The sequence below is a fragment of the Plantactinospora sp. B5E13 genome, assembly GCF_039871775.1.
Taxonomy (GTDB): Bacteria; Actinomycetota; Actinomycetes; order Mycobacteriales; family Micromonosporaceae; genus Plantactinospora.
Genome location: NZ_JBDPLT010000003.1, coordinates 48395 through 72265, shown reverse-complemented (window position 1 = coordinate 72265; position 23871 = coordinate 48395). Strand labels below are relative to the sequence as shown.

The 23871-nt window shown below is 72.4% G+C and carries 26 protein-coding genes and 1 tRNA gene; 18 read left to right on the top strand and 9 right to left on the bottom strand.

The window, feature by feature from the left end; genetic code table 11:
* Positions 1-461: 461 nt before the first annotated feature.
* From ABGB05_RS04005 to ABGB05_RS03960, 10 genes are all read left to right on the top strand, one after another.
* Positions 462-1028 (top strand): hypothetical protein, encoded by a 567-nt coding sequence (locus ABGB05_RS04005; protein WP_347651759.1) that lies wholly within the window; start codon positions 462-464, stop codon positions 1026-1028.
* 114 nt (positions 1029-1142) lie between these two features.
* Complete coding sequence (locus ABGB05_RS04000) at positions 1143-1766, top strand: RNA methyltransferase (protein ID WP_347651758.1); 624 nt, start codon at positions 1143-1145, stop codon at positions 1764-1766.
* A 125-nt stretch (positions 1767-1891) separates the two neighbouring features.
* The gene (locus ABGB05_RS03995) at positions 1892-2629 is read left to right on the top strand and encodes a DUF6758 family protein (RefSeq protein WP_347651757.1); all 738 of its coding nucleotides are present in this window, start codon (positions 1892-1894) and stop codon (positions 2627-2629) included.
* Between the two features lie 119 nt (positions 2630-2748).
* On the top strand, positions 2749-2907 hold the full coding sequence (locus ABGB05_RS03990) for a hypothetical protein (protein ID WP_347651756.1): 159 nt from the start codon (positions 2749-2751) through the stop codon (positions 2905-2907).
* A gap of 6 nt (positions 2908-2913) precedes the next feature.
* On the top strand, positions 2914-3789 hold the full coding sequence (locus ABGB05_RS03985; RefSeq protein ID WP_347651755.1) for a PH domain-containing protein: 876 nt from the start codon (positions 2914-2916) through the stop codon (positions 3787-3789).
* A 142-nt stretch (positions 3790-3931) separates the two neighbouring features.
* Positions 3932-4792 carry a SigE family RNA polymerase sigma factor gene (locus ABGB05_RS03980; RefSeq protein ID WP_347651754.1) on the top strand — a complete coding sequence of 287 codons (861 nt, stop codon included), beginning with the start codon at positions 3932-3934 and terminating at the stop codon, positions 4790-4792.
* 5 nt (positions 4793-4797) lie between these two features.
* The gene (locus tag ABGB05_RS03975) at positions 4798-5982 is read left to right on the top strand and encodes a hypothetical protein (RefSeq protein ID WP_347651753.1); all 1185 of its coding nucleotides are present in this window, start codon (positions 4798-4800) and stop codon (positions 5980-5982) included.
* A gap of 75 nt (positions 5983-6057) precedes the next feature.
* Positions 6058-6960, top strand: coding sequence for a PHP domain-containing protein (locus tag ABGB05_RS03970; protein WP_347651969.1), 903 nt, complete (start codon positions 6058-6060; stop codon positions 6958-6960).
* Positions 6961-6990: 30 nt separating this feature from the next.
* Entirely contained in the window at positions 6991-7605 is a 615-nt protein-coding gene (locus ABGB05_RS03965) for a MarC family protein (protein WP_347651752.1), read from the top strand.
* Between the two features lie 214 nt (positions 7606-7819).
* On the top strand, positions 7820-8686 hold the full coding sequence (locus ABGB05_RS03960) for a PD-(D/E)XK nuclease family protein (RefSeq protein WP_347651751.1): 867 nt from the start codon (positions 7820-7822) through the stop codon (positions 8684-8686).
* Positions 8687-8845: 159 nt separating this feature from the next.
* Here the strand turns inward: ABGB05_RS03960 and ABGB05_RS03955 are convergent, their stop codons facing one another.
* Entirely contained in the window at positions 8846-9271 is a 426-nt protein-coding gene (locus tag ABGB05_RS03955; RefSeq protein WP_347651750.1) for a Fur family transcriptional regulator, read from the bottom strand.
* Positions 9272-9482: 211 nt separating this feature from the next.
* Between ABGB05_RS03955 and ABGB05_RS03950 the strand changes: the two genes are divergently transcribed.
* Positions 9483-9956 carry a DUF2231 domain-containing protein gene (locus ABGB05_RS03950; protein ID WP_347651749.1) on the top strand — a complete coding sequence of 158 codons (474 nt, stop codon included), beginning with the start codon at positions 9483-9485 and terminating at the stop codon, positions 9954-9956.
* A gap of 115 nt (positions 9957-10071) precedes the next feature.
* Here the strand turns inward: ABGB05_RS03950 and ABGB05_RS03945 are convergent, their stop codons facing one another.
* Positions 10072-10401 carry a translation initiation factor 2 gene (locus ABGB05_RS03945; RefSeq protein WP_347651748.1) on the bottom strand — a complete coding sequence of 110 codons (330 nt, stop codon included), beginning with the start codon at positions 10399-10401 and terminating at the stop codon, positions 10072-10074.
* Positions 10402-10473: 72 nt separating this feature from the next.
* On the opposite strand from ABGB05_RS03945, the gene ABGB05_RS03940 reads away from it, so the two are divergent.
* Positions 10474-10659, top strand: coding sequence for a hypothetical protein (locus tag ABGB05_RS03940; RefSeq protein WP_347651747.1), 186 nt, complete (start codon positions 10474-10476; stop codon positions 10657-10659).
* Between the two features lie 52 nt (positions 10660-10711).
* Here ABGB05_RS03940 and ABGB05_RS03935 read toward each other — a convergent pair whose 3' ends face one another.
* The 3 genes from ABGB05_RS03935 to ABGB05_RS03925 all read right to left on the bottom strand — a co-directional run bounded on the left by ABGB05_RS03935 (position 10712) and on the right by ABGB05_RS03925 (position 12603).
* The gene (locus ABGB05_RS03935) at positions 10712-11347 is read right to left on the bottom strand and encodes a flagellar biosynthesis protein FlgA (RefSeq protein ID WP_347651746.1); all 636 of its coding nucleotides are present in this window, start codon (positions 11345-11347) and stop codon (positions 10712-10714) included.
* A 153-nt stretch (positions 11348-11500) separates the two neighbouring features.
* Positions 11501-11887 carry an FmdB family zinc ribbon protein gene (locus tag ABGB05_RS03930; protein WP_347651745.1) on the bottom strand — a complete coding sequence of 129 codons (387 nt, stop codon included), beginning with the start codon at positions 11885-11887 and terminating at the stop codon, positions 11501-11503.
* 104 nt (positions 11888-11991) lie between these two features.
* The gene (locus tag ABGB05_RS03925) at positions 11992-12603 is read right to left on the bottom strand and encodes a 5-formyltetrahydrofolate cyclo-ligase (protein ID WP_347651744.1); all 612 of its coding nucleotides are present in this window, start codon (positions 12601-12603) and stop codon (positions 11992-11994) included.
* Positions 12604-12686: 83 nt separating this feature from the next.
* Here ABGB05_RS03925 and ABGB05_RS03920 point away from each other — a divergent pair, with 83 nt between their 5' ends.
* From ABGB05_RS03920 to ABGB05_RS03895, 6 genes are all read left to right on the top strand, one after another.
* Positions 12687-15401, top strand: a complete 2715-nt coding sequence (locus tag ABGB05_RS03920; RefSeq protein ID WP_347651743.1) for a diguanylate cyclase — start codon at positions 12687-12689, stop codon at positions 15399-15401.
* A gap of 9 nt (positions 15402-15410) precedes the next feature.
* On the top strand, positions 15411-16361 hold the full coding sequence (locus ABGB05_RS03915; protein WP_347651742.1) for a UTP--glucose-1-phosphate uridylyltransferase: 951 nt from the start codon (positions 15411-15413) through the stop codon (positions 16359-16361).
* 19 nt (positions 16362-16380) lie between these two features.
* Positions 16381-17694 (top strand): gephyrin-like molybdotransferase Glp, encoded by a 1314-nt coding sequence (glp, locus tag ABGB05_RS03910; RefSeq protein WP_347651741.1) that lies wholly within the window; start codon positions 16381-16383, stop codon positions 17692-17694.
* The gene (locus tag ABGB05_RS03905; protein WP_347651740.1) at positions 17691-18332 is read left to right on the top strand and encodes a GNAT family protein; all 642 of its coding nucleotides are present in this window, start codon (positions 17691-17693) and stop codon (positions 18330-18332) included. The genes glp and ABGB05_RS03905 overlap by 4 nt, the downstream gene beginning before the upstream one ends.
* Before the next feature lie 228 nt (positions 18333-18560).
* On the top strand, positions 18561-19370 hold the full coding sequence (locus tag ABGB05_RS03900) for a hypothetical protein (protein ID WP_347651739.1): 810 nt from the start codon (positions 18561-18563) through the stop codon (positions 19368-19370).
* A 165-nt stretch (positions 19371-19535) separates the two neighbouring features.
* Positions 19536-19609, top strand: a tRNA-Ala gene (locus tag ABGB05_RS03895).
* A gap of 240 nt (positions 19610-19849) precedes the next feature.
* Here ABGB05_RS03895 and ABGB05_RS03890 read toward each other — a convergent pair.
* From ABGB05_RS03890 to ABGB05_RS03875, 4 genes are all read right to left on the bottom strand, one after another.
* Positions 19850-21034, bottom strand: coding sequence for an FAD-dependent oxidoreductase (locus ABGB05_RS03890; RefSeq protein WP_347651738.1), 1185 nt, complete (start codon positions 21032-21034; stop codon positions 19850-19852).
* Between the two features lie 82 nt (positions 21035-21116).
* On the bottom strand, positions 21117-22061 hold the full coding sequence (gene sigJ / locus ABGB05_RS03885) for an RNA polymerase sigma factor SigJ (RefSeq protein ID WP_347651737.1): 945 nt from the start codon (positions 22059-22061) through the stop codon (positions 21117-21119).
* A 207-nt stretch (positions 22062-22268) separates the two neighbouring features.
* Positions 22269-23051, bottom strand: a complete 783-nt coding sequence (locus ABGB05_RS03880; protein WP_347651736.1) for a methyltransferase — start codon at positions 23049-23051, stop codon at positions 22269-22271.
* 19 nt (positions 23052-23070) lie between these two features.
* The gene (locus tag ABGB05_RS03875) at positions 23071-23862 is read right to left on the bottom strand and encodes an ABC transporter permease (protein ID WP_347651735.1); all 792 of its coding nucleotides are present in this window, start codon (positions 23860-23862) and stop codon (positions 23071-23073) included.
* Between the last annotated feature and the right edge of the window lie 9 nt (positions 23863-23871).

The following is a 23871-nucleotide window of genomic DNA, read 5'->3' as shown; positions in this document are numbered from 1 at the left end:
CGACGAACTTGCCGGTTGGCAAGCGGAAACAGGTGACAAATGGGATGGCCGGCCGCGTACGGATCATCACGTTCAGTAACGTTACAAAAAGATAACTGTGAGCCCGATCTCGGTCTGGGCTCTTCTGTGCAGCCAGTGTGATCGGGCAGAATCTTCCCCATCAGAGCGTGGGCGGCGGGCGCCGGGGAGGGCCCCGCCGCTCATTGCGTCCGGGGTTGGTTTCGAAAATCCCCACTTTCCTTAACGCTTGCTAAGGCTGGTGTGACGCGCCGGCCGGTGCGAACCGATCGTGAAGCCCGCTCCACCTGGCGCGATCACCCCGGCCGGCCGCCGGAAGTCGGCAGACCCCGCCGAGGTGTCGTCGAGCCGGGCGGACGCCCGGGGTCGGACCGGCGGGAACTTTCCGGGCAGAAGGGGATGTCCTCCGCGAGAGCCGCATATGCTGAGCTCGGGAGGCCGCGATGAGTCATACCGGATCCCCGGACCCGGCCGGCGCCACAGCTCCAGAACCCGCCGACGGCACCAACCGCGACGCCCGGCTGGCCGCCACCGCCGGGTATTCGCCGGACGAATGGCGGCTGCTCACCCGGTTACCCGGCCGGGTGATCGTGGCGGCCTCGTCGCCCGATCCGGGCAACCCGGCCCGGGCCGTCGCCGAGGGCCTGGCGGGCCTGGACGGCATCGCCGCCGGCCGGGCCTTCGACAGCGAGCTCGTCCGCGCCGTGGTCGCCGCCATCTACGCCGAGTCCGACGACGGACGCTCCGCTCCGGTACGCGACCACCACGCCGACCGCGGCCGGACCGAACTGCTCCGTTCCTGCCGTGCCGCGGTCACGACGCTGGCCCGGCACGCCGACCCGGCGGACTCGGCCGCGTACCGCCAGTGGGTGCAGTCGGTCGCGGCGCGGGTGTGTCGGGCGGCCGGCCCCGACGGACGTCCCCGGCCGTTCGGCGAGCCGGTCGCACCGGAGCAGCGTGACCTGCTGGACCGGCTCGGCGAGGCGTTGGGCCTGCGCCCGGCCGGTTGATCCGAGGGCCCGGTCGCCGGACGGGAGGTCGGGTGCGGGACCGCGAGCCGCGGACCTGCGGCTGAGTGCCGGGACGGTGCGCCGTACCCTCTGCAGACCGTGGAAGGCGCCGAGGTGGAGCTCGAGGTCGGGGTGGGGCCCTGGCCCGGTGAACCACCCACCGATCCCCGCTACGACCCGGAGTTGCTGGCGCACGGCGACCGCCGCAACGTGGTCGACCGCTACCGGTACTGGCGACGGGAGGCGATCGTCGCCGACCTGGACCTGCGGCGGCACGACTTCCACGTGGCGATCGAGAACTGGCAGCACGACTTCAACATCGGCACCGTGGTCCGCAACGCGAACGCCTTTCTCGCGGCCGAGGTGCACGTGGTCGGCCGTCGCCGCTGGAACCGGCGCGGCGCGATGGTGACCGACCGGTACCAGCACGTACGCCACCACGAGACCGTCGAGGCGTTCCTCGACTGGACCGCCGGACAGGAACTGTCGGTGATCGGGATCGACAACCTGCCCGGGTCCCGACCGCTGGAGAGCGTCGTACTGCCGCGCCGCTGCGTACTGCTCTTCGGGCAGGAGGGTCCGGGGCTCTCGGCACCGGCCCGGGACGCCTGCACCCAGGTTCTCTCGATTGCCCAGTACGGCTCGACCCGGTCGATCAACGCCGGGGTGGCCAGTGGGATCGCCATGCACGCCTGGATCCGGACCCACGGCGGCGAGCCGCCCGACCGGCCGGGCTGACCGTCGGCCTTCGTCGTCCCCTCCGGGGGGTGGACGCCCCCGACGTACGGAGAAGGGCCAAAAAGGGCCGGTTCGCTTGACTCGGGGCCACTGGTACCGCGACTGTAGTTCTCGTGGGTGTTGCGGTGAGCTGTCCACGTTGCGGCGGTCAGGTCCGACCGCCCGGACTCATGCACTCCACCTGGCGCTGTCCGCACTGCGGCCCGGTCTCCCCGCTGCACGTGGCGGAGCACATCGGTCCCGAGATCGTGGCCAGCACGGTGGAGCGGCTCACCACGAACGTCGCCGCCGACCAGGCCGAGGCCCGGGTCCGGGGTCGCGCCGACCACGACCGGGTGGAGCCGACCACCTCACCCGTACCACTCTGGTGTCCGTGGCCGCTCCCGTCGGCCTGGACCATGACCGGGGTCGGCTGGGCCGGCGACGACCACAGCGGGGTACGGGCGACGGCGGTGGCCTGCAGCGGGCCGGCGCCACTCGGCGGGGGACCGGCCGACCTGGTGCTGGTCGCCGAGGAGCCCGGCGTCGGGCTGGGTGCCCGGTTCGTCGGCACCAGGGGCATCGATCCCGGTCCCGGGCTCACCGACACGCTGACCGAGGCGGGTCCGGGGCACGCGGAGCGGGTCACCCCGGCCAAGATCACGGCAGGCGGGCACCCGACTCCACTGTGGCCAGTCAAATCTCCGACAGACCGGAGTGCCTACGCCGGTGAAGCTCGGGGGATCTGGCTCTATGCGATAGCCTGGCCGGCAAGCGCAGGTCACCTCCTCGCGGAAGACGTGGTCCTCCACGACCTTGCCGAGTGGACGCCGCCTGAGCTTGTGTACGGAGCTCCGTCTCCCTACCTGCACGGGAGGGTCTGAAATGGCCGACCGCGTCGAGGCGGCGAGCGTACGCGCACTGTTCACCGTAGGACAGCCGACTGATACTCTGGGTTTTGCCGCGGTTCGCAGCCCGGTACCGCACGGAGGGATGGCCCGCCATGGTTAAAAAGGTCTTCACCTGGGGCGGTATCGCCTTCCTGATCTTCTTCATCGCCTTCCAGCCGAACTCCGCCGCCGACGTCTTCAAGTCGCTGGGGAGCACCATCCTGGACGTTGCCCAGGGCTTCGGCGACTTCTTCACCGACCTCGTCGCCTAGCCGCCCATGGGCAATCCGTCGGGTGAACCCCCTGAGCCCGAGGACGACGCCGAGCGTCGCCGCCGCGAGCGGGACACCGAGCCGATCCCCCGGGTCCGCCCCGATGACGGGCCGGAGTTCGACGGGCCGGCCTACGCCAGCGGACCGTCCTATCCGGACGACCCGGGTTATCCGGACGGACCGGGATACGGCGAGGAGCGTCGGGCCGGCACCCGGGGCTGGGTCCGTGACCCGGACGACGGTCCGGAGATCTCCGAGGAGGAACTCGCCGGTCTCCGGGTCGACGCCTCCGGGATGCCGCTCGGCCCACGCCGGGTGCTCCCGCTCGAGGACGAGCCGACGGCCCTGGTCGCCCGCTACCTCTTCCCGACCGAGCGGTACCGGGGTGAGTGGAAGCGGCACAAGATCGCACTGGCCACCCCGCTGTTGGTCGGCCTGCTGGCCACCTTCGTACTGGGCTACCTCGCCGGTTGGCTGGCGGGTGAGGGCGGCGGCACACTGACCACGCTCTCCGTGCTGGTCTGGCTCGCGATCATGGGCTGGGTGGCCTGGAAGGTCGCCGACTGGTATTTCGACCGCTTCATCCTGACCAATAAGCGGGTGATGGTGGTCAATGGCATCATCACCCGCCAGGTCGCGATGATGCCGCTGCTGCGTGTAACAGATATGAAATACGAGCAGTCCCCGCTCGGCCGGGCGCTCAACTACGGCACCTTCGTGCTGGAGTCCGCCGGTCAGGAGCAGGCGCTTCGCGAGGTCAAGTACCTGCCCAACCCGAACGAGCTCTACCTGCGGGTGGTCGAGGAGATGTACGAGCCGCAGGCGGTCGAGGCGCGGCTGGGCAAGGAGGCCGAGGAGGCCAAAGCCGACGACGGCGCGTGAGCTTGCCCACGCTCGCAGCGGCCTTCTGTCCCGGAAGAACGGATTCTGTCCAAACCTCGAATGGAATCGCACCTATTCGCGCGATAGACCTGGCCGGTCGGTTGTGGCAGCCTTTCCGTCACACGGCGGGGGGAGGCGACAGGTGGCGCCGAGACACTCGATGGACGAGGAGTTCCGGGAGTTCGTCGCGGCCCGATCGGCGGCCCTGCTGCGCACCGCATACCTGCTGGCCGGGGACTGGGCCACCGCCGAGGACCTGCTGCAGACCGCGCTGACCAAGACGTACCTCGCCTGGCGGCGACTGGGTGGGATCGAGGCGGTCGAGCCGTACGCCCGCCGGGTCCTGATCAACACCGCGACCAGCTGGTGGCGGCGGCGGTGGCACGGCGAGCGGCCGACGGAGATCCTGCCCGAGCGGCCGGCGCCCGACCAGATCGAGACCCAGCTCGAACGGGACCGGCTGTGGCGGCACCTCCAGGCGCTGCCGGTACGTCAACGGGCCGTCCTGGTGCTGCGGTTCTACGAGGATCTCTCCGAGGCCCAGACCGCCGCCATGCTCGACATCTCGACCGGCACCGTGAAGAGCCAGACCTCCCGGGCACTCAACACGCTGCGCCGCCGGCTCGGCGCGGAGGCCGACTGGATGGTCACCCGGAGCGCCACGGAGTCGGAAACCCGGGTCGCCGGGGCCGGCCGTACGACGTCGTCCGCGCGCCAGCCCGGCACGCCGGCGACCGGCCGACCGGGCACGCCGGTGGTGACGCCGGCCGGCGGCGGGTCGACCACGCCGGCCCCGGCCGGAGGGCTCGCCGCGGGCGAGACCCCACTGCCGGTCCCGTCCCGGGGGCGCACGCCCGGCGGCGAAACCGCGCTGCCGGTCCCGTCCGGCGCGCGGCGGTCCGGCGGCGAGTCGCCGGCCCAGACCCGTCAGCCCGCCCGCCGATCGGCCGCCGCGCTGGCGGTGCCGACGTCCTCCGTTCCCGCGCTCGGAGCGGAAGCGTGACGATCATGTTGGAAGACTCGCTTCGTGAGATGCTCGCCGCCCGGGTCGAGACGCCGCCGGTCGCCGACGACATCGCCACGCGGGTGATCCGTCAGGGCCGGGTCTCCCGGCGACGGCGGACCACCGCCGGGCTGGTCGCCGTCTCGACCGCACTGGTGCTGGTCGTCGGTGGGGTGGTGTCGCTGGGCGGCGGCTGGCTCTCCGGCAACCGGGGCGCCACCAGCGTGGCCGGCTTCACCGCCGACAGCGTCGAACCCGATCTCAGCGCGCCGGCCGGCACGGCCACACCGGGTGCTGACACCGGGATCGGGCTCGACATCCGCAGCGGCGACCAGCTCTTGACGACCGACGGGCGACGACTCACCCTCGGCGGGGTCGGTGAGGTGACCCGGGTCTACCGGGTGCCGGCCGGCTGGGTGTACGCGGGGGTGGAGAAGGTCCGGTTCCTCCGGACCGACGGTTCCTCCCTCTCGCTCAGCGGCGAACACGGCCGGTGGGTGCTCAGCCCCGACGGCGAACGGTTCGCCTTCCAACTCGGCACCACGCTCTACCTCGCCCGGCTCACCTCGAACGGCATGGCGGTACTGGCGGACGCCCCCGTACCGGACGGCAGCTGGCCGGTCGCGCTCAGCGGCGACCAGGCGGTGATCTCCGAAGGCGGCCGCGGGTACGCCGTCGTCGACCTGGCCAAGCCCACGTCACCGGTGCCGAACGCCAAGGTCACGGCGGTCTACGGGATGCGCGGAAAGAACCTGCTCGGACTCGTCGCCGGTGCGGACGCCGGAACGCACTGCCTGGCCAGCCTGACCGAGGCCGCCGGTCGGCTCACCCCGGTCCAGGACGGCAGCTGCGATTTCGGGACGAACGGATCAGCTCCGCGTGCCAGGCTGGAGGTCGCCGGTGACGGATTGGCCCCCGACGGCGGGTGGCTTGCCACGCGCCGGGGCAGCACGGTCGTCGTCATCAACGTCGGCCAGGCCCTCGACGGCCGCACGGTGCCCGTCGACTGCCAGGCCGAGGCGCTGGTCGACCCGGTCTGGGCGGACTCCCGCACCGTGGTGACCGGCAACGACCGCAGCGTCGTCCGCTGCGCCACCGACGGCACCGGGCAGAGCATTCCCCTTCCCGAGGGGGTCGAGGAGAACTGGCAGCTCGTACCGAGGCTGATGAACGGGCCGGTCGGGCAGTAGCCTCGGGCCGTGACGCCGCCCGAGCAGACGCCCGCCGACCCGACCCGGCCCGCCCACCCGACCCGGCCCGCCGGGGTGGCCGCGCCGGCCCGGGTCACACCGGACGACGTACCCCGGATCGACCTGCACACGCACTCGACCGCCAGCGACGGCACCCTCAGCCCGGCGGAGCTGGTCCAGGCCGCCCGGACCGCCGGGCTCGACGTCCTGGCGATCACCGACCACGACACGACGGCGGGCTGGGGGCCGGCGGGCCGGGCCCTGCCACCCGGGCTCACCCTGATCCGCGGGGCCGAGCTCTCCTGCCGGTGGTACGGCACCGAGCCGTCGATCCCGCTGCACCTGCTCGGCTACCTCTTCGATCCCCAGGCGCCGGAACTGGTCGCCGAGCTGACCCGGCTCCGCGCGGCCCGGGAGGTCCGCGGCGAGCGAATCGTCGAGCTGCTCCGGGCCGACGGCATCGACGTCAGCTGGCCGGAGATCCTGGCGCACGCCGGGGGCGGCACCGTCGGGCGGCCGCACATCGCGGCGGCGCTGATCCAGGCCGGGCTGGTCACCAGCACCGCCGAGGCGTTCACGCCGCGCTGGCTCGGCGAGCGGTACCGGCTGCCCAAGGACGACATCGACGTCTTCCGCGCGGTCCAGTTGGTCCGCCGGGCCGGCGGGGTGCCGGTGCTGGCCCACTCCCGGGCCAGCCGGCGGGGCCGGATCGTGCCGGACTCGCTGATCGCCGAGCTGGCCGGGGCCGGACTCGCCGGCCTGGAAGCCGACCACGAGGACCACTCGCCGGCCGAGCGGGACGCCGTACGGGCCCTCGCCGGGGAACTCGGGCTGCTCGTCACCGGCTCCTCCGACTTCCACGGCAGCCACAAGACGGTTCGACTCGGCGCGTACACGACCGGGATCGAGGCGTACGAGCGGATCGTGGCGACGGCGACCGGCGTGGCCCCGCTCACCGGGCCGGCTGACCTGCCCTGACCAGCATCACCGCGCCGCTACCGTGAGCGCGTGAACATGAAACTGCTCGGCGAGGTCCTGGTGACCCTGCTGGTGATCACCGACCCGCCGGGCATGGTCCCGATCTTCGTCGCCCTGACCGGTCAGATGCCGGCCCGGGAACGGGTACGCGCCGCCTGGCAGGCGGTGGCACTCGGCCTCGGCGTGATCGTGGTGTTCGCGGTGGCCGGGCAGACCCTGCTGGACTACCTGCACGTCGACCTGCCGGCGTTGCAGGGCGCCGGCGGCCTGCTCCTGCTTCTCGTCGCGTTGGAACTGCTCACCGGCAAGTCCGGCGACCCCAATCAGCAGACCACCTCCAACGTGGCCCTGGTCCCGTTGGGTACGCCGCTGCTCGCCGGCCCCGGCGCGATCGTCGCCACCATGCTCTTCGTCCAGGAAGCCGACGGGATACCGGACTACCTGTCGATCGGGGTCGGCATCATCCTGGTGATGGCGGCGGTCTGGGTGATCCTGCGCTTCTCCGGGATCGTGGTGAAGGTGCTCCGCCCGGCCGGCATTGAGGTGCTCACCCGGATCGCCGGCCTCCTGCTGGCCGCGATCGCGGTGCAGCTGATCGCCGACGCGGTGGTCGCGTTCGTCGACGCGCACCGACTCGCCGGCTGAGCCGTCGTCCTCGTCGACCCGCGCCGGGGCGTCGGCTGAGCCGTCGGGTTCGTCGAGCCGCGTCGGCCGCGCGGGTTGAGCCGTTGTCGTGTCGGACGGACATGGCAGGATCGGGGCCGTGCGAAGGCCATCCTCTCCGGGTAATCACACCCCTCGGTCGCGTGCCACTCCCCGGCCACGTGACCCGGGGCCGGAACAGCTCGGCTTCGACGGCATGCCCGAGCGGCTCTTCGTCTGCACTCCGAGCAAACTCGGTTCCTACACCGACTGTCCCCGGCGCTACCGCTACGCGTACGTCGACCGCCCGGCACCGCCGAAGGGGCCGCCGTGGGCACACAACTCCCTCGGCGCGAGCGTGCACACGACACTGCGCAACTGGTACGCGCTGCCCGCCGACCGCCGTCGCCCGGAAGCGCTGCCGACCCTGCTGAAGGGGACCTGGGTCCGGGAGGGCTACCGCGACGAGGCCCAGGAGCGGGCGGTGTTCCGTCGGGCGCTGGAGTGGCTGGAGTCCTACGTGGAGACGCTCGACCCGGACGCCGACCCGGTGGGTGTGGAGCGGGTGGTGGCGGTGAAGACCGGAGTCCTGGCGTTCAACGGCCGTGCCGACCGGATCGACGCACGACCGGGTCCGGACGGGCCGGAGCTGGTGATCGTGGACTACAAGACGGGTCGTAGCGGGCTGGACGCCGACGACGCCCGAGGTTCCCAGGCGCTCGCCCTGTACGCGTACGCGGCCGAACGGGTGTTCCGCCGGCCGTGCCGTCGGGTGGAGTTGCACCACCTGCCGTCGGCCACGGTCGCCGCCCACGAGCACACCGTGGAGTCGCTCGCCCGACAGGTGTCCCGGGCCGAGGAGACCGCCCGGGACATCATGGCCGCCGAGCGGGCGGTCGCCGACGGCGTCGACCCGGACGAGGCGTTCCCGGTCTCGCCCGGCACGCTCTGCGGGTGGTGCGACTACCGGCGTACCTGTCCGGCCGGAGCCGAGGCACCGACCCGGGATCCGTGGTCGGCGGTGGAACGGGCGTTGGCGCCCGCCGAGGAAGGCCCGACCGGCGGGGCCTCACCATCCCGGTGACCGGGCCCAACGGTTCCGGCGTCGCCGACAGGCGTCGGGTGTCGGTGGCAGGGTTCCCCGGTGTCGGTGGCAGGGTTCCCCGGTGGCGGTGACAGGGGACAGCGACGCCGGGGACGGGGAGGTGGCGGGCCGGGGCGGTTGGCCGTGCCGGCGCACTGGTCAGGTGTCGGTGGCCCGACGCTGCTGACAACTCGGGCACAGCCCCCAGTACGTAACCTCCGCCTCGTCGACCTCGAAGCCGTACGCCGACACGGGGTCGAGGCAGGGGGCCGAGCCGACCGCGCAGTCCACGTCGGCGATCTCACCGCAGCCCCGGCAGACGACGTGGTGGTGGTTGTCACCGACCCGGGCCTCGTAGCGGGCGGGGGACCCGGCGGGCTCGATCCGACGGGAGAGGCCGGCCCGGGACAACGCGCCGAGTACGTCGTAGACGGCCTGGGTGGACACGGAGGCGAGCCGCTCCCGCACCCGCTGGGCGATCTCGTCCACCTCCAGGTGGCCGCCGCCGGCCAGCACCTCCAGCACGGCGAGGCGCGGCCGGGTGACCCGAAGGCCCCTCGACCGGAGCAGTTCCTCGCCAGTCATCCATCTATGACAGCACGTGGATGGGGTGGCAACAAGGCGAGTAAAGGATGATCGTGGTGGTCACCACACCGGCGGGACCAGCCAGGATCATCGAGGGAACCGGAGTGAACCGTCCCGACTCCTGTCCCGTGTACCGGAGTAGATCGGGCAAGTGATCGACTCCGCCGTACCGGGGTGGTCCGGCGAATCCGAGCTGTCAGGAGGAGGCAGGGTGCTCAGGGAAGTCATGGGCCTGCCCGCACATGTACTGCTGGTGCACGCCGCGGTGGTCTTCGTGCCACTGTTGGCGTTGGTGGCCACGGCGTACGCCGTACTGCCCCGGTTCCGTGGTCGGCTCGACTGGGCGGCGGGTCTGCTGGCGGTGGCCGCCCCCGTGGCGGCCCTGCTCGCCAAGCTGTCCGGCGAGGAACTGCGGGACGTGTTGATCGCCAAGAACTATCCCGACGAGATCATCCAGCAGGTCAACGACCATCAGGCGTACGGGAACCAGACATTCGGGTCGAGCATCGCTCTCGGGGTGGTCACCCTGGTGCTGCTCGTGCTGACCCGGCCGGGCCGGTCCGTGCCACGGTGGTTGGGGCTGGTGTTGGGCGCGGTCATCGTGGTGCTCGCCGTGGTCAACGTCTGGTTCGTCTACCTGACCGGGGACAGCGGGGCACAGGCGGTCTGGGAGGGCGTCCTGTAGTCCGTCCGTCCGGTGTCACCGTCGCCCCCGACGCGGGTCGGGGGCGACTCCGTGTTCGGGGCCGGCCGTATCCGCGGCCGGCCGTCCGTGTCGGCGGTTCGGGGCGTCCCGCTGCTCAGAACAGGATGCGGGAGCAGAGCAGACACATCAGCACGAGTACCACCGCGCCCCCGACCAGGCCGATGCCGTAGGTCAGGGTCCGGGCGTTGCTTTCGGCGGCGTCGAGGGCGGGCAGGTCCTGCGCCGGCAGCGCCCGCGGCGGCGAAGGCTGTACGTGCAGCGTCGGCCGCCACTCGGGCGGTGGCATGCCGCTCGGCGGCGGGCCGGCGTACCGGGGTCCGGCGCCGCCGGTCCGCTCGGCCGACGGTGATGCCGGCTCGGCGGGCGGTCCGGTGGGCCGACGCCAGAAGGCGTCATCGGCGGAGTCACCGCTGGGCGTCGTCACGCTGTCCGACGGTACCAACCTCCACGACGTCGGGCGGCCGGCCGGGTGTGGCCGGCGGGTACGCTTCTGTGCGTGCACAGGACGGACGAACCGGTCACGCCGCGCGTGGCCAGGGATGACGACCGGTTGGTCGACCTCACCGACGACTATCGGGTGCTGCCCGACCAGACCGTGGACGACACCGACCGGGGCTGGGGTGAGCGGGCCGTCTCGAACGACGACCGGCTGCTTGCCGAACGCCCGCCGCACTGGGACTGAACCCGGGCTTGCCGGCGGTCTGTCCGGCATCGCGGACGTGCCGGGGCCACGGTCACGGTCGTACGATGATCGAGAATCGCGCGGTGTCCGGTAGGGCGATCGCGCGCCGGGCCTGTTCAGGCTGCAGAGCCAGGTAGAGGGCACCCTCCTCGGGAACCAGGACGTCGAGCACCAGGGCACGGCCGGCGACCAGCAGTGGTTTCGCCGCAGCCCGTCCGGGCTCCGGCACGGCCGCCAGCAGGTCCACCCGAACTCCTGGTCGGGTCACGGCCAGTGCCGCCGGCTCGGCGAGTCGGATGGGCACGCCGACCGCCCCGGCCGGCACCGGCAGGGCCGGCTCTCGTTCGTCCGGCGTCGTGTCGCGCCGAGGTTGCCCGTCTCCTGTTCCGTCGGCCCCGCCGCCGGGCGGACGTGCCGAGCCGGAGCGACCAGCCGACGGCCCGCCGGCCGACGTGGCGCCAGTCGACGGGCCGCCAGCCAACGGGCCGGCCGGGCCGGGTGAGCCAGGCACTCCGCTCGGCTCCCGGGCGACACAGTCCGGCGCGCCCAGCTGGACCACGCCGAACGCGACGAACAGCAGGACGGCGGCGAGTGCCCACCGGAGGGTGGAACCGCCGGTCAGCCGGGGCGGCCAGCGGCTCGGGCGCAGGCTGGCGTCGCCTTCGGTGTCCGTACGGTCGAGCGCCACGACGTGCCTCCCTCGGTTGGCGACGCCGACATCGATTGGCGTCGTCCGATGGTCTGCACGTTAGGTGGGAACGGCTTCAGTCGGAGGCCGGAGAACGGCGACCTGTGGACAACCCGAGGGTCTGTGGATAACCCGGACGGTAGTACGGGCAGGTCAGGCCGCGCTGCTGCTCGCGGAGGTCGTCGTCGACTTGCTCCCGGAACCGGTCGAGCTGGCTGCGGTGCCGCCGGAGCCGCCGCTGCTGCCGTTGGTCGAGCCGGACGTACCGCTGGCGGCGCTCGCACCACCGTCGCCGGAGCCGGCCGAACCCGACGCGCTCTTGGTGCTCTCCGACTTGGCCGTGGTGGCGCCGTTCGAGCCGTTGGTCCGGGAATCGGTCCGGTAGAAGCCGGAGCCCTTGAAGACGATCCCGACGGAGTTGAACATCTTGCGCAGCCGACCCTGGCACGCCGGGCACTCGGTCAGCGGCTCGTCGGTGAAGGACTGCACCGCTTCGAGCTGGTGGCCGCACTCGGTGCAAGCGTACTGGTAGGTGGGCACTGTCCCCTCCGGATCTTGCAAGCCTGTTGGCACTCGACGTATCCGAGTGCCAATGGTGCGGCATCCTACCCACTTTCGTCCAGCCGAAGTGGCGGGGGCGACGGTCAACCGGACGACAGGGGCCGAACCCCACCGGTCGGGGTGATCGCGGCCCGTACCGGACGATCGTGACGGTCAGCCGGCACGGTCTCGAGTAACTCGCCGTCGTGGAGCAGGGCCACCGTCAGGACCGCCGCGTCGACCCGGGCCAGTGCCCGGTCGTACGACCCGCCGCCCCGGCCCAGCCGTAACCCGGCCCGGTCGACGGCCAGCGCCGGCACCACCACCAGGTCCGCGCCGGCGACGGCGGTGGTGCCGAGGCGCCCCGTACGTGGCTCACGTAACCCCCGTCCGGCGGCGACCAGGGAGCCCGGCCCGTCGTACGGGGCCCAGTCCAGGTCCAGGTCGGGACGGAGCACCGGCAGCAGGAGCTGCCCCGTCGACCCGAGTGCGGCGGCCAGCACCTCCGGCAGTTCCGGCCCGCCGGGCTCGCTGCCGACCGGTACGTACCCGGTGACCCGCCCGGGGCGTACCCGGCGGACCAGGGCGACCAGCGCGGCCTGGAGCCGTTCGGCGGCGGCCCGCCGGTCGGCCGGCGACAGTTCCCGGCGCCGGGCGAGCAGCCGGGCTCGCACCTCGACCTTCGCCCGCTCGACCTCATCCGAAAAATCCGGCACGTAACACTCCTGCGGCGACACCGGTTAATCACTGCGGTGGGGTCAGCATCGCAGCATCGGATACGGAGCTTCCGGGGGGACGAGTGACGCTGCGCGGACGGTTGACCACCGCGTTCCTCGCGATCGTGCTCGGACCGGTGCTGCTCGGTGCGCTGTTCGTGGCCGGCACCGTCGCCTCGGTGAGCCGGCACCAGGTCGAGGAGCGACTCAACCTGGCCGCGACGACGGTCCGCACCTCGATCAACGCGCTCTGCCAGCAACTGCACGCCACAGCGGGTGCGGTCGCGCTGCTCGGCGATCCGACGAGCCGGTCCGGTACGGCCCTGCAGATGGTCGACCGAGGGCTGGCCGACGCGGTCATGATCACGAACCCGGGCGGAGTCGCCGTCTTCGTCACCCCAGGCGCACCGTCCCGGCCGTGGACCTCCTGCACCGGCCCGGGCGCGGTGGACAACAGCCCGTACGCGCTCGCGGCCCGGGTCGAGATGCGCAACCGGGCCGGTGACGTGGTCGGCGCGGTCTGGGCCGGCCAGTTGCTCGACGCCGCCTTTGTCCGGCGGCTCGCGGCGACCAGCGGAGCCGCGGTGACCCTGCTGCCGCGGCGGGCCAGCCCGACCACTGCCCAACCGGCGAGCCGAGCCGCGCCCGGGCCGCCGTCGCCTGAGCCGTCGTCCGTTGGGCCGCCGTCGCCTGAGCCGTCGTCCGTTGGGCCGCCGAGCGGGCCGGGCGCCGTGGGCGAGGCCCCCGGGGCGGAGGTCGGCGTCGACCCGGTCGAGGGAGCCGGTAGCGACCCCACCGGTAGCGATCCGACCGGCATCGAGTCGCAGAGTACGGAGTCGACGGGTGCCCGGGCCGGGGTGCTCGCCGCGGCCCGGCGGATCTCCGGCGACACGATCGTGCGAACCGAAGGCGGCCGGTACGTACGCCGGGTCGGGCCGTCACCCGGCCAACCACTGCCGCTCGTGCTGTCGGTACCCCGGGACCCGCCGACCGTCCGGTACGCACTCCTCGGCGTGGTCGTCCTCGTGGCCGGTGTTCTCGCGGTGCTGTCCGCCTGGCGCCTGGCGCGGTCGACCACCCGCCCGCTGGCCGAACTGGCCTGGGCCGCCGACCGGGTCGCCGAGGGTGACCTGGCGGCCCGGGTACCGGTGCGCGCGCCGGACGAGGTGGGTCGGCTCGCCGACAGCTTCAACCGGATGACCCGCGAGACCCAGTCGTATCTCCGGGCGTTGATCATCAGCCGACACCAGTTGCGTGACCAGCTCACCGTGCTCGGCGACACCCTGGCCAGCACGCACGACCTGCGGGGGATCTTCCAGGTGATCCTGCGTACCGCGATGGCGGCCACCGGCGCCCGGGCCGGCGTTGTGCTGCTCCTCGACCCGGCCGACGGCCACCTGGTGAGCCGGTGCGTCGAAGGGCTCGACGAGCAGTTGCGGACCCGCGACCTCGGGCTGGCGGCCCGCCTCCCGGCGCCGAACCGCGATCCCGCGCCGGCCCGTCACCCGGCACCGGTCCCGGCTGGCGGTCCATCGCCCGCCCCCGGCCCCGACGCGGCCCTCGACGGCGGCCCCGAAGCCACCGCGCGCCAGGGCGACGGATCAGCGGGTGACGGGTCGGCGGCTGACGAGGTGGCAGGCGACCGGTCAGCGGGCGACGAGGTGGCGGGCGATGAGGCGGCGGCCGGGCTGCGGATCCCGCTCGGCCGGGGACTGCTCGGCACCGTCGCGGCCAGCGGCCAGCCCCGGCGGGGCCGGCTGGACCGGGACGGCCCGCCGCTGTACGCGTACGAACCACGGTGCCGGACGTACGTCGCGGTGCCGTTCACCGTTCCGACCCGGGACGGTGCGGGCCGGACGGACCCGAGCGCCCTACGGGCCGACGGTGATGCGCCGCAGGCCGACCATGATGCTCCCCGGACCGACAGCGGCGTGTTCCGGACCGACAGCGGCGCCGATGGAGGCGTCGAACCGGCCACGATCGGCGTCCTCGCCCTCTACGACCGGCTCGGCGCGGACGAGTTCGACGACACGGACGTCGCCACCCTGCGCTCGTTCGCCAGCCACGCCGCGGTCGCGGTGGACAACGTACGGGTGCACGAGGAGGCGCAGCGGCTGTCCCTCACCGACCCGCTCACCGGACTGTGGAACTACCGGTACCTCAGGGAGTCGATCCGCCGGGAGATCGAACGGGCCAGCCGGTTCGGGCGCCGGCTCGGCGTACTCGCCCTGGACCTGGACCGCTTCAAGGAGGTGAACGACACCTACGGGCACGCCGCCGGCGACGCCGTGCTCGCCGAGTTCGCCCAGCGGATCCGGGGTGCGACCCGGGAGGTCGACCTCGCCTTCCGGCAGGGCGGCGAGGAGTTTGTCGTACTGCTGCCGGAGACCGACGTCCGGGGCGCCGCGACGGTGGCCGAACGCCTCGGCGCGGCGGTTCGGGAGCAGCCGATCAGCATCCGGCCCCGGACCGGCGGGATCACTTCGGTCCGGGCCCTCGTCTCGGTCACCGTCTCGATCGGTGTCGCGGTCTACCCGGACCACGCCACCACCGGACCACACCTGCTGGCCGCCGCGGACGAGGCGCTCTACGCCGCGAAGGCGGCCGGTCGGGACACCTACCGGACGGCCCCGGTCGGCGGGCCCACCATCGTCCAGGAGCTTCCGGTACGCCCCGGCGCGGCCACCCCCGACGACGGGTTGCCGTGGGCGGGGAACCGACCTGCCCAGCGACCGGATGGTGGCACCGACGGCGCGTTATCCGGGCCACAACCGCCACGCCAGGGTCGTGGCCGATAGTCTCGCGACATGCCGGAGCACGCAGCTACCCCAGCGAACCCTTCCACGTCGACGGCCGGACGGCGGGCGACGAAGGCGGTCATCCCGGCCGCCGGCCTGGCCACCCGGTTCCTGCCCGCCACCAAGGCGGTGCCCAAGGAACTCCTGCCGGTGGTCGACCGTCCCGTACTGCAGTACATCGTCGAGGAGGCCGCCCAGGCCGGGCTCACCGACGTCCTGCTGATCACGGGTCGTGGCAAGACGGCGATGGTGGACCACTTCGACCGCCGACCGGACCTGGAGACCCGGCTGGCGGAGAAGCCGGAACTGTTGGAGGCGGTACGACGTACCAGCGAACTGGCCTCGATCCACACCACCCGGCAGCCCGAGCAGCTCGGCCTCGGCCACGCCGTCGGGTTCGCCGAGTCGCACGTCGGCGACGAGCCCTTCGCGGTGCTGCTCGGTGACGAGTTCGTCAACCTCTCCGAGCCGCTGCTGCCGGCGATGATCGAGTTGCAGGCCCGTACCGGCGGCATCGTGCTCGCCTTCTTCGAGGTTCCGCCGGAGGACACCAAGCGGTACGGCATCGCCTCGGTGACCCCGGCCGACCGGGCGCTGACCGACCTCGGCGAGGTGGTCGAGGTGACCGGCCTGGTGGAGAAGCCGAAGCCGGAGGACGCCCCGAGCAACCTGGCGGTGCTCGGCCGGTACGTGCTGCCCGGCAGCATCTTCGAGGCGATCCGCCGCACCGAGAAGGGCAGCGGTGGCGAGATCCAGCTGACCGACGCGATGGGGCTGCTGCTGAAGGAGGGGATGCCGGTGCACGCCATCGTCTACCGGGGGACCCGGTACGACACCGGCATGCCCCTCGGCTATCTCCAGACGGTGGTGCAGTTGGCCAGTGAGCGTGAGGACATCGGTGCGGAGTTCCGGCGGTGGCTGGGCGAGTTCGTCGCCTCCGACGCCGCCCGCCGGACATGATCCGTCGTGAGGTGACGGTGTGACAGCCACGGCCGACGCCGAGGCGGCCGCCAACGAGCTGACGCCGCTCGCCGACTACCTGGGCAGCGTGCTGCGCAGGTTGCGGGCGCTTCCCCCGCTCGACCTCGACCTGACCCAGGCGTACGGCAACGTCCTCGCCGAGGACGTGGTGGCGCCGCACGCCTATCCGGCCTTCGACCAGGCGGCCATCGACGGCTACGCGGCCCGCTGGGAGGACATCTCCGGCGCGGGCCGCACCGCCGGCGGTGGCTACGGTCCGACCCGGCTCGGCGACCCCCGTCCGGTACGGCTCAACGTGGTCGGGGACCTCGGCGCGGCGAGCTGGCGGCCGGTTCGGCTCACTCCGGGATCCTGCTTCTCGGTCGCGGCCGGATCGCCGCTGCCGATCACCGCCGACGTGGTGGTGCCGGTGGAGTGGACCGACCAGGGCATGGCGGCGGTGGAGATCTTCCGGGTCCCGAAGCGCGGCTACGGGCTGCGTCGGGCCGGTGAGGAACTCCCCGCCGGCACGCTGCTGGCCCGGGCCGGCTCGTACATCTCCCCGGCCCTGGTCGCGGTCTTCGCCGCGACCGGGATCGGGCACGTCGTGGTCCGGCCCAGCCCCCGGGTGGTGATCGTGGCGACCGGCGACGAACTCGTCGACGTGGGCCGGGGCAGCCAGCCGGGTCAGGTCGTGGACGTCAACTCGCACGCGCTCACCGCGGCGGCGGCCGAGGTGGGCGCGCTGGCGTACCGGGTCGGGATCTGCGACGACGATCCGGAGGGCCTGCGTGGGCTGCTGGAGGACCAGACACTGCGCGCCGACCTGATCATCACTACCGGCGGCACCGGGGCCGGGCCCGGCGACATGATCCGACGGGTGCTGTCCCGACGCGACGGTGGCCGGGCCAGCCCGGTCAGTTTCAAGGAGGTCGCCCTCTATCCCGGAAGCACTCTCGGATTCGGTACGGTCGGGGCCGAGGAGGTGCCGGTGGTGTGTCTACCCGGTGAGCCCGGAGCGGCGTTGATCGGATTCGAGGTGCTGGCCCGTCCGGCCATCCAGTTGCTGGCCGGTGCCGAGCCGGTGTTCCGGCCCAGCGTGCGGGCACACCTGTTGGAGACGGTCAGTTCGCCGGCCGGGCTGCGCGAGTTCCGTCCCGCCCACGTGGCGGAGCGGCGCGGCGGCGGCTACACGGTCCAGCCGCTGCGCGGCGGACCGTACACGCTCTCCGGGCTGGCCGAGGCGAACGGCCTGGTGGTGCTCGGCGAACGGGTGACCAACGCGGCGGCCGGCTCCACCGTGGACGTGCTGCTGCTGGACCGGCGGCGATGAGTTTCGGTGGGACGCCGGGCTGGCCGGTCGTGCTGCAGGACGGTCCGGTGCTGCTGCGGCCGTACCGCCGCTCGGACGCGGCCGCCTGGTCGGAGGTGCGCTGCGCCAACCGGGCCTGGCTGGCGCCCTGGGAGTCGTCGCCACCCGGCCGGTGGGAGGACCTCAACTCGCCGGCGGCGTTCCGCTACGTCCACCGTGACCACCGCCGCCAGGCCCGGCAGGGGTACGGCATGCCGTTCGCGGTCTGCCTGCGGGAGGGCGGCCGGGAACGGCTGGTCGGGCACATCAACCTCGGCAACATCGTGCGCCGGGCGTTCTGCTCCGGGTACGTCGGCTACTGGGTCGACGCCCGGGTGGCGGGACGCGGGGTGATCCCCACCGCGATGGCGCTGGTTGTCGACCACGCCTTCGGCCCCGGCGGACTGCACCGGATCGAGGTCAACATCCGGCCGGAGAACCGGCCGTCCCGGCGGGTGGTGGAGAAGCTCGGCTTCCGCGAGGAGGCCTACCATCCCCGTTACATGCACATCGACGGCGCCTGGCGTGACCACATCGGATATGCGTTGACCAGTGAGGACGTCGCCGCCGAGGGCGGGTTGCTGGCCCGCTGGCACCGGACGCGTACCGTCGCGCCCTGAGCGCCGTCCGACCCCGCGCCGGTGATCGCCCACGTACCCACCGGTCGGCGCGCCCGCACGATTTTCCTGGTCTGCCCGCCTAACCTGGGGTAACTGGGACGTGCGGCAACGTCGGACGAACCTGCATGATCTTCGTGGTCGGTGGTCCGCGCGTCGCCGTACGATCCACCATCGCCGGGATCCTGTGGTCCGTCCCGATGGTTGCCCAAGCTGGGTGTGACGGGAGGGATGAGGGTGCCGGCCTCGGTGCTCCTCGCCGTCCTCGCCGCCGCCGGACTGCTCGCCCTCGCGCCGGCACTGGTCCGCCGGTACGACGCCACGGAGCGGCTGGCGGCGGAGCGGGCGCAGTCGACGGCGCGGGTGATCCAGCGCCGTCGACGCCGTCGCACTGTTCCCGGTCGGGAGCCGGTCAAGCCACCACGTACCCGAGTTGTCACGGTACGTAGTGACGACTCGCCGGTCTCGGCACCGCCCGCCCCGGCCCGCCGTGCCGCCGCCCTGCGGCTGGTGCCCCGGTCCTCCGGCCGCGGCCGACGCCGACCACCACCCCGCCGGCACACCCCGGCGATCTACCGGCGTCGACGGGTGCTGGCCGCCCTCCTCCTGCTCAACCTCGTCGAGCTGGTCGGAGTGGTCCTGGTCAGCTCCGGATTCTGGATCAGCTTCTCGGTCACCGTGACCCTGCTCGCCGCGTACCTCGTACACCTGCGCGGCCGGGCCATCGCCGACCAGCGGCGCCGGCGGGCCGAGGCCCGGGAGGCGGCATGGCTCGCCGCCCGGCAGGCCGAGGTCCGGCGGGCCCACGCCCGCCGCGCCCAGGCCCGGCGGGAGGCACAGCGCAGGCTCGCCGCCCAGCGCGAACTGGTCCGCCGCGCCGCCCTCGGCCTCGACCAGATCACCGACCTGCCGCGAGCGGCGAGCGGCGGCGGTGGCCGGACCGACGGCGGCGGCCGTCCGGCCAACAGCACCCGCCGCGCCGCCGGTTCCGTCTCCTACCGCCGGGCCGGCGGCCTGCGTGGCCGCCCCTACGAGCTGTGAGGAAGGGTCCCTTGTCATCGGATCTTGTAGGGCGGTGCCCTTCCCGGCCGCCCTGGGCCGTGGGTCCGGCTCGCCTGGTGGGGGCTGGTTCGCGAGAGCCGGGGGTGACCTGTTAGCCTTGTCGCCGGTTCGCCTCTTCGCCTAGAGGTGGGCGCGGATCGGCAAGGGGCTGTGGCGCAGACCGGTAGCGCACCTCGTTCGCATCGAGGGGGTCAGGGGTTCAAATCCCCTCAGCTCCACCCACAAGGGCAATGGCCAGCGGAAACGCTGGCCATTGATCGTTTGGTACGGATCCGGCACAACCCAGCCCGATCCTGCGCCAGTCATAGTCACCGGCAACAGCCTGTGACGTGCTCCGGGCCTCAGGTTGTTGTCCAATCTCCGCCTGCGTCATCAGCTACGGCGGATGTTCCTGGGCATCCGTCGGCGATTCGGGTCTGCCCGATGGGGTGGGAGAACGGCCGTGCGACGGCGGGCGGTCACGCGGTGGTCGCGAGCGATTCCTGGGTTGGGATCGTGTGGCGGCGACGGGTCGGGAGCATCCAGGTCGGGTGGGAGACGCTCCAGGCCGCGGTCTTGCAGATCATCTCTTTGACCCGTACGGCCGTGCTGCCGGTGAGCACGGACGGCTTGGGCTGGTCGTCCGGGGTCACCCACTGCACGAGCGCGTCACGGCGGCCGAGGCTGACGCACTGCCCGGTGTAGCCGATCTTGTTCGGAGGGATCCGGCGTCCGGTCAGGCGAGCGACGATGACGTCGGCCGCCAGGTGGGCCGAGGGAACCCCCGAGGCGCAGGACATCCGCAATGGTTTACCGCTCGCGCCGGGCGCGAGCGCGGCGTCACCGACGGCGTAGACATCGGGGTGCGAGACAGACCGCATGGTGTCGTCGACGACGATCTGTCCCGTCGCGGAAACCTGCAGGGTAGTCGCCGCCGCGATGGGATGGACGGTGAACCCGGCCGTCCAGACGGTCACCTGGGCCGGGATCGCTCGGCCGTCGGTGGTGACAGCGCCGGTCGGCTCGACGCCCGCGATGTCGGTGTGCTCGTGCACCGTGATGCCGAGCCGGGCGACAACCTTGCGCAGGTGGCTCTGGGCCTTCTCGCTCAACCAGTCGCCGAGGCCGCGGCGGGCGGCGAGGGAGACCGTGAGGTCCGGCCGGGCCTCGGCGATCTCGGTGACGGCTTCGATGCCGGTGAGGCCACCACCGACGACAAGCACGGTTTCACCCGCGGCGAGGCCGGCCAGACGGTCACGCAGCCGCAGGGCGGACTGCTTGCCGGCGATGTGGTGGGCATGCTCGGCGACGCCGGGAACGCCGCAGTCGGCAGCGGTGCTGCCGAGGGCGTAGACGAGCGTGTCGTAGGCGATCTCGCCGGGACCGGCGGCGTCGACGACGCCGACGGCCCTGCGTTCGGCGTCAACGGCCGTGACCTGCGCAAGCCGTACCCGCACGTCGGTGCCCGCGAAGACGTCGGACAGCGGGCGGTGCTTCAGGTCCTGGCCGGTCGCCAGCTGGTGCATGCGGACCCGTTCGACGAACTCGGGGGCGGCGTTGACGAGGGTGATCTGTGTGTCCGCGGAGTGCAGCCGCTTGGCCAGGCGCCCGGCGGCGTTGGCTCCGGCGTATCCGGCCCCGAGGACGACGATGCGGTGCTTCATGGTTCCGCTCCTGTCCGGTCGGTGTCTGCTTCCTGAACCGGATGGCGGCGCGAAACCTGACAGCGATGGGATGTGACCTGGCTCACCAGTTCCCGGTGAGTGGCTCCCCGGGTGCGGACCCGGCCCACTGGCGCGTCGCGCGTTCGAGCTTGCCGGGGTTCGCCTGGGCGTGGACGGCCGCGATGCCGTCGGCGGTCACGTCCAGCGAGAAGACTCCGGCGACCCGGTCACCGACCACCATCACCAGCGCGGGTACGCCGTTGGCGACCGCGGCGAACAGGTCGGGGCGACCGCCGATCATCTCCCACTTGGCCTCGCTGGGCGTGAACAGCGTGCGAAGGAACCTCGCCACCCGCAGCGCACCGGTGATCGGTTGAGGCACCGAGAAGACCACCCCGCCACCGTCGCCGATGCTGGTCGCGTCGTCGGTCAGCATCCTCACCAGCGAGTCGGTCCTGCCGCTGAGTGCCGCGGCCAGGAACTCCTCGACGATTTTGCGAGCCGCGGCCGCATCGACCGCCACCCGGCGCCGGTCGTCGGCCAGATGCTGCTTGGCCCGCCGGTAGATCTGCTGGCAGTTCGCCTCGGTGAGGTCGAGCACCTCGGCGATCTCGCCGTGCGAGTATCCGAACGCCTCGCGCAGCACGTACACGACGCGTTCCTTGGCCGAGAGCCGCTCCATCAGCGTGAGCATCGCGATCGAGACCGATTCACGCTGCTCGACGGTGTCGGACGGGCCGAGCATCCGGTCTCCGGCGAAGACCGGCTCGGGAAGCCACTGGCCCACATAGGTCTCGCGCCTGGCTCGCGCCGAGGTGAGTCGGTTGAGGCAGATGTTGGTGAGCACCTTGGTCAGCCATGCCTCGGGTGTCTCGATGAGCTCCCGGTCGGCGGACAACCAGCGCAGGAACGTGTCCTGCACCACGTCCTCGGCATCGTTCGCCGACCCGAGCAGGCGGTACGCGACCGCCTCCAACCGCGCTCTGGTCCCCTCGAACACCTCGACCTCGTGCGAACCGACCAGCATGGTTCCCAGTTAAGCATCCACGGCGGCGACGATGATCCTTCGTGAGACCGTCCGCCGGTTCGACGGACTGTCGGCCGTCGTGCGCAGCAGGACCACCACGCCATCCGCCACCCGGGGGGCGACGGATGGCGAAACCGTGTGGGCTCGGGCCGGGTTGTCGGGGCGTCACCGACGGTTCGGGGTGACGCCCACGACGATGTGGCCAGGTCAGGCGGGCCGACGTCCGAGGGTGGAGAGCGCCAGGTTGCCCTTGACTCGCAGGCGCGGATCGAGGAGCAGTTCCCGGAACGCGTCGATGTCCGCCGGTGCCATGCCGGCCCGGACCAGCTTCTCCCGGATGGCGCCGGCGGTGGCCCGGGGGAGCAGGCAGCCGTGCGTACCACCGGCCCAGGTGCTGGTGAAGCCCTCGGTCTCCGCCTCCAGACCCAGGTCGAGCAGGGCGCCGTGCACCCGTCGGCTCCAGCTCAGATCGTTGCCGGAGCCGCGCAGCGCCGCCTGGAAGGCGTCGTGGTACGCGCCGAAGAGCCGGTCGGCCTCGTCCGGGTCCGGGGCGGCGAGCACGCTGCTGCTCCAGCTTCCCTCGAACTCCTCGACCAGCAGTACGCCTCCCGGGCGTACCGCGTCGACGAGCTTGCCCAGCACGGTGAGCCGCTGTGGCAGGTGGCCGAGCAGCAGTCGTACGTGGATGAGGTCGAAGGTGCCCGGCAGCGGGTCGGTGACGATGTTGTGCTGTCGCAGCTCCACCCGGGGGTCGGCGGGACTGTGCTGCGGGTCGATGTCGGTGGCGATCACCTCTCCGTCCGGTGCGAGGTCGGCGATCGTGCTCGCGATGCTGCTGGCGCCGACGGCGACGACCAGGGCGCGGGCGTCCCGGGCGATTCCGGCCGAGCCGAGCCGCCGGGTGCTGAACGGGTCGTACAGGCCGGCCAGGTGGCGGAGCATGGCGTCCGCCTCGGTTTCGGCGTCCTGGAAGACGTACGTGGTCGACACGAATTCTCCTTGCGGGATGTCAGGCGGTGACGTGACGGATCCAGGGCGCGACCCGGTGTTCGACCGCGCCCAGGAGGTAGAACAGGCTGAGGCTGATGACGCCGAGCAGGGCCACCGCCGCGAACGCCTGGGCCGCGTCGGTACCGGCGTTCTGGATCACGAAGCCGAGCCCGGCGAGGGCGTTGAACAGTTCGGCGACCACGGCACCGATGACCGCGAGCGGCAGTGCGGTCTTGAGGCCGATGAAGATGTGCGGCAGCGCCGAGGGCAGCCGGATCTTGACGAACGTCGTCCAGCGTGACGCGCTGAGGGTGCGGGCGAGTTCGGCGAGGTCGGCCGGGGTGGAGGTGAGCCCGGTCGAGGTCGCCAGGGTGACCGGGAAGAAGCACATCAGCCAGACGAGGACGATCTTGGGTCCCTGGCCGAATCCGCCGATGGCGGCCAGCAGCGGCGCCAGGGCCGGTTTCGGGATGGCGCTGAGCATCAGCAACATCGGGTGGAGCGCCCGCTCGACGTTGCGGGACGCGGCAAGGGTGGTACCGACCAGGACCGCGGTGACGATGGCGAGACCGAATCCGGCGAGCGCCTCGCCCAGGGTGACCCACGCGTTCTCCAGCAGGTAGCCGGGCATCCGGGTGAAGACGGCGGCCACCGCCGGCGGCGCCGGCACGATGTAGGACGGGATCTGGAGGACCACCACCGCCGCCCACCAGGCCGCGACAAATCCGGCGACCCCCAAGACGGGGGGTACGACAACGGACAGCCGAGTCCGGCGGTGGTCGGCGGCGGGATCGTCCCAGTTGGGTGCCATGACGTCGGC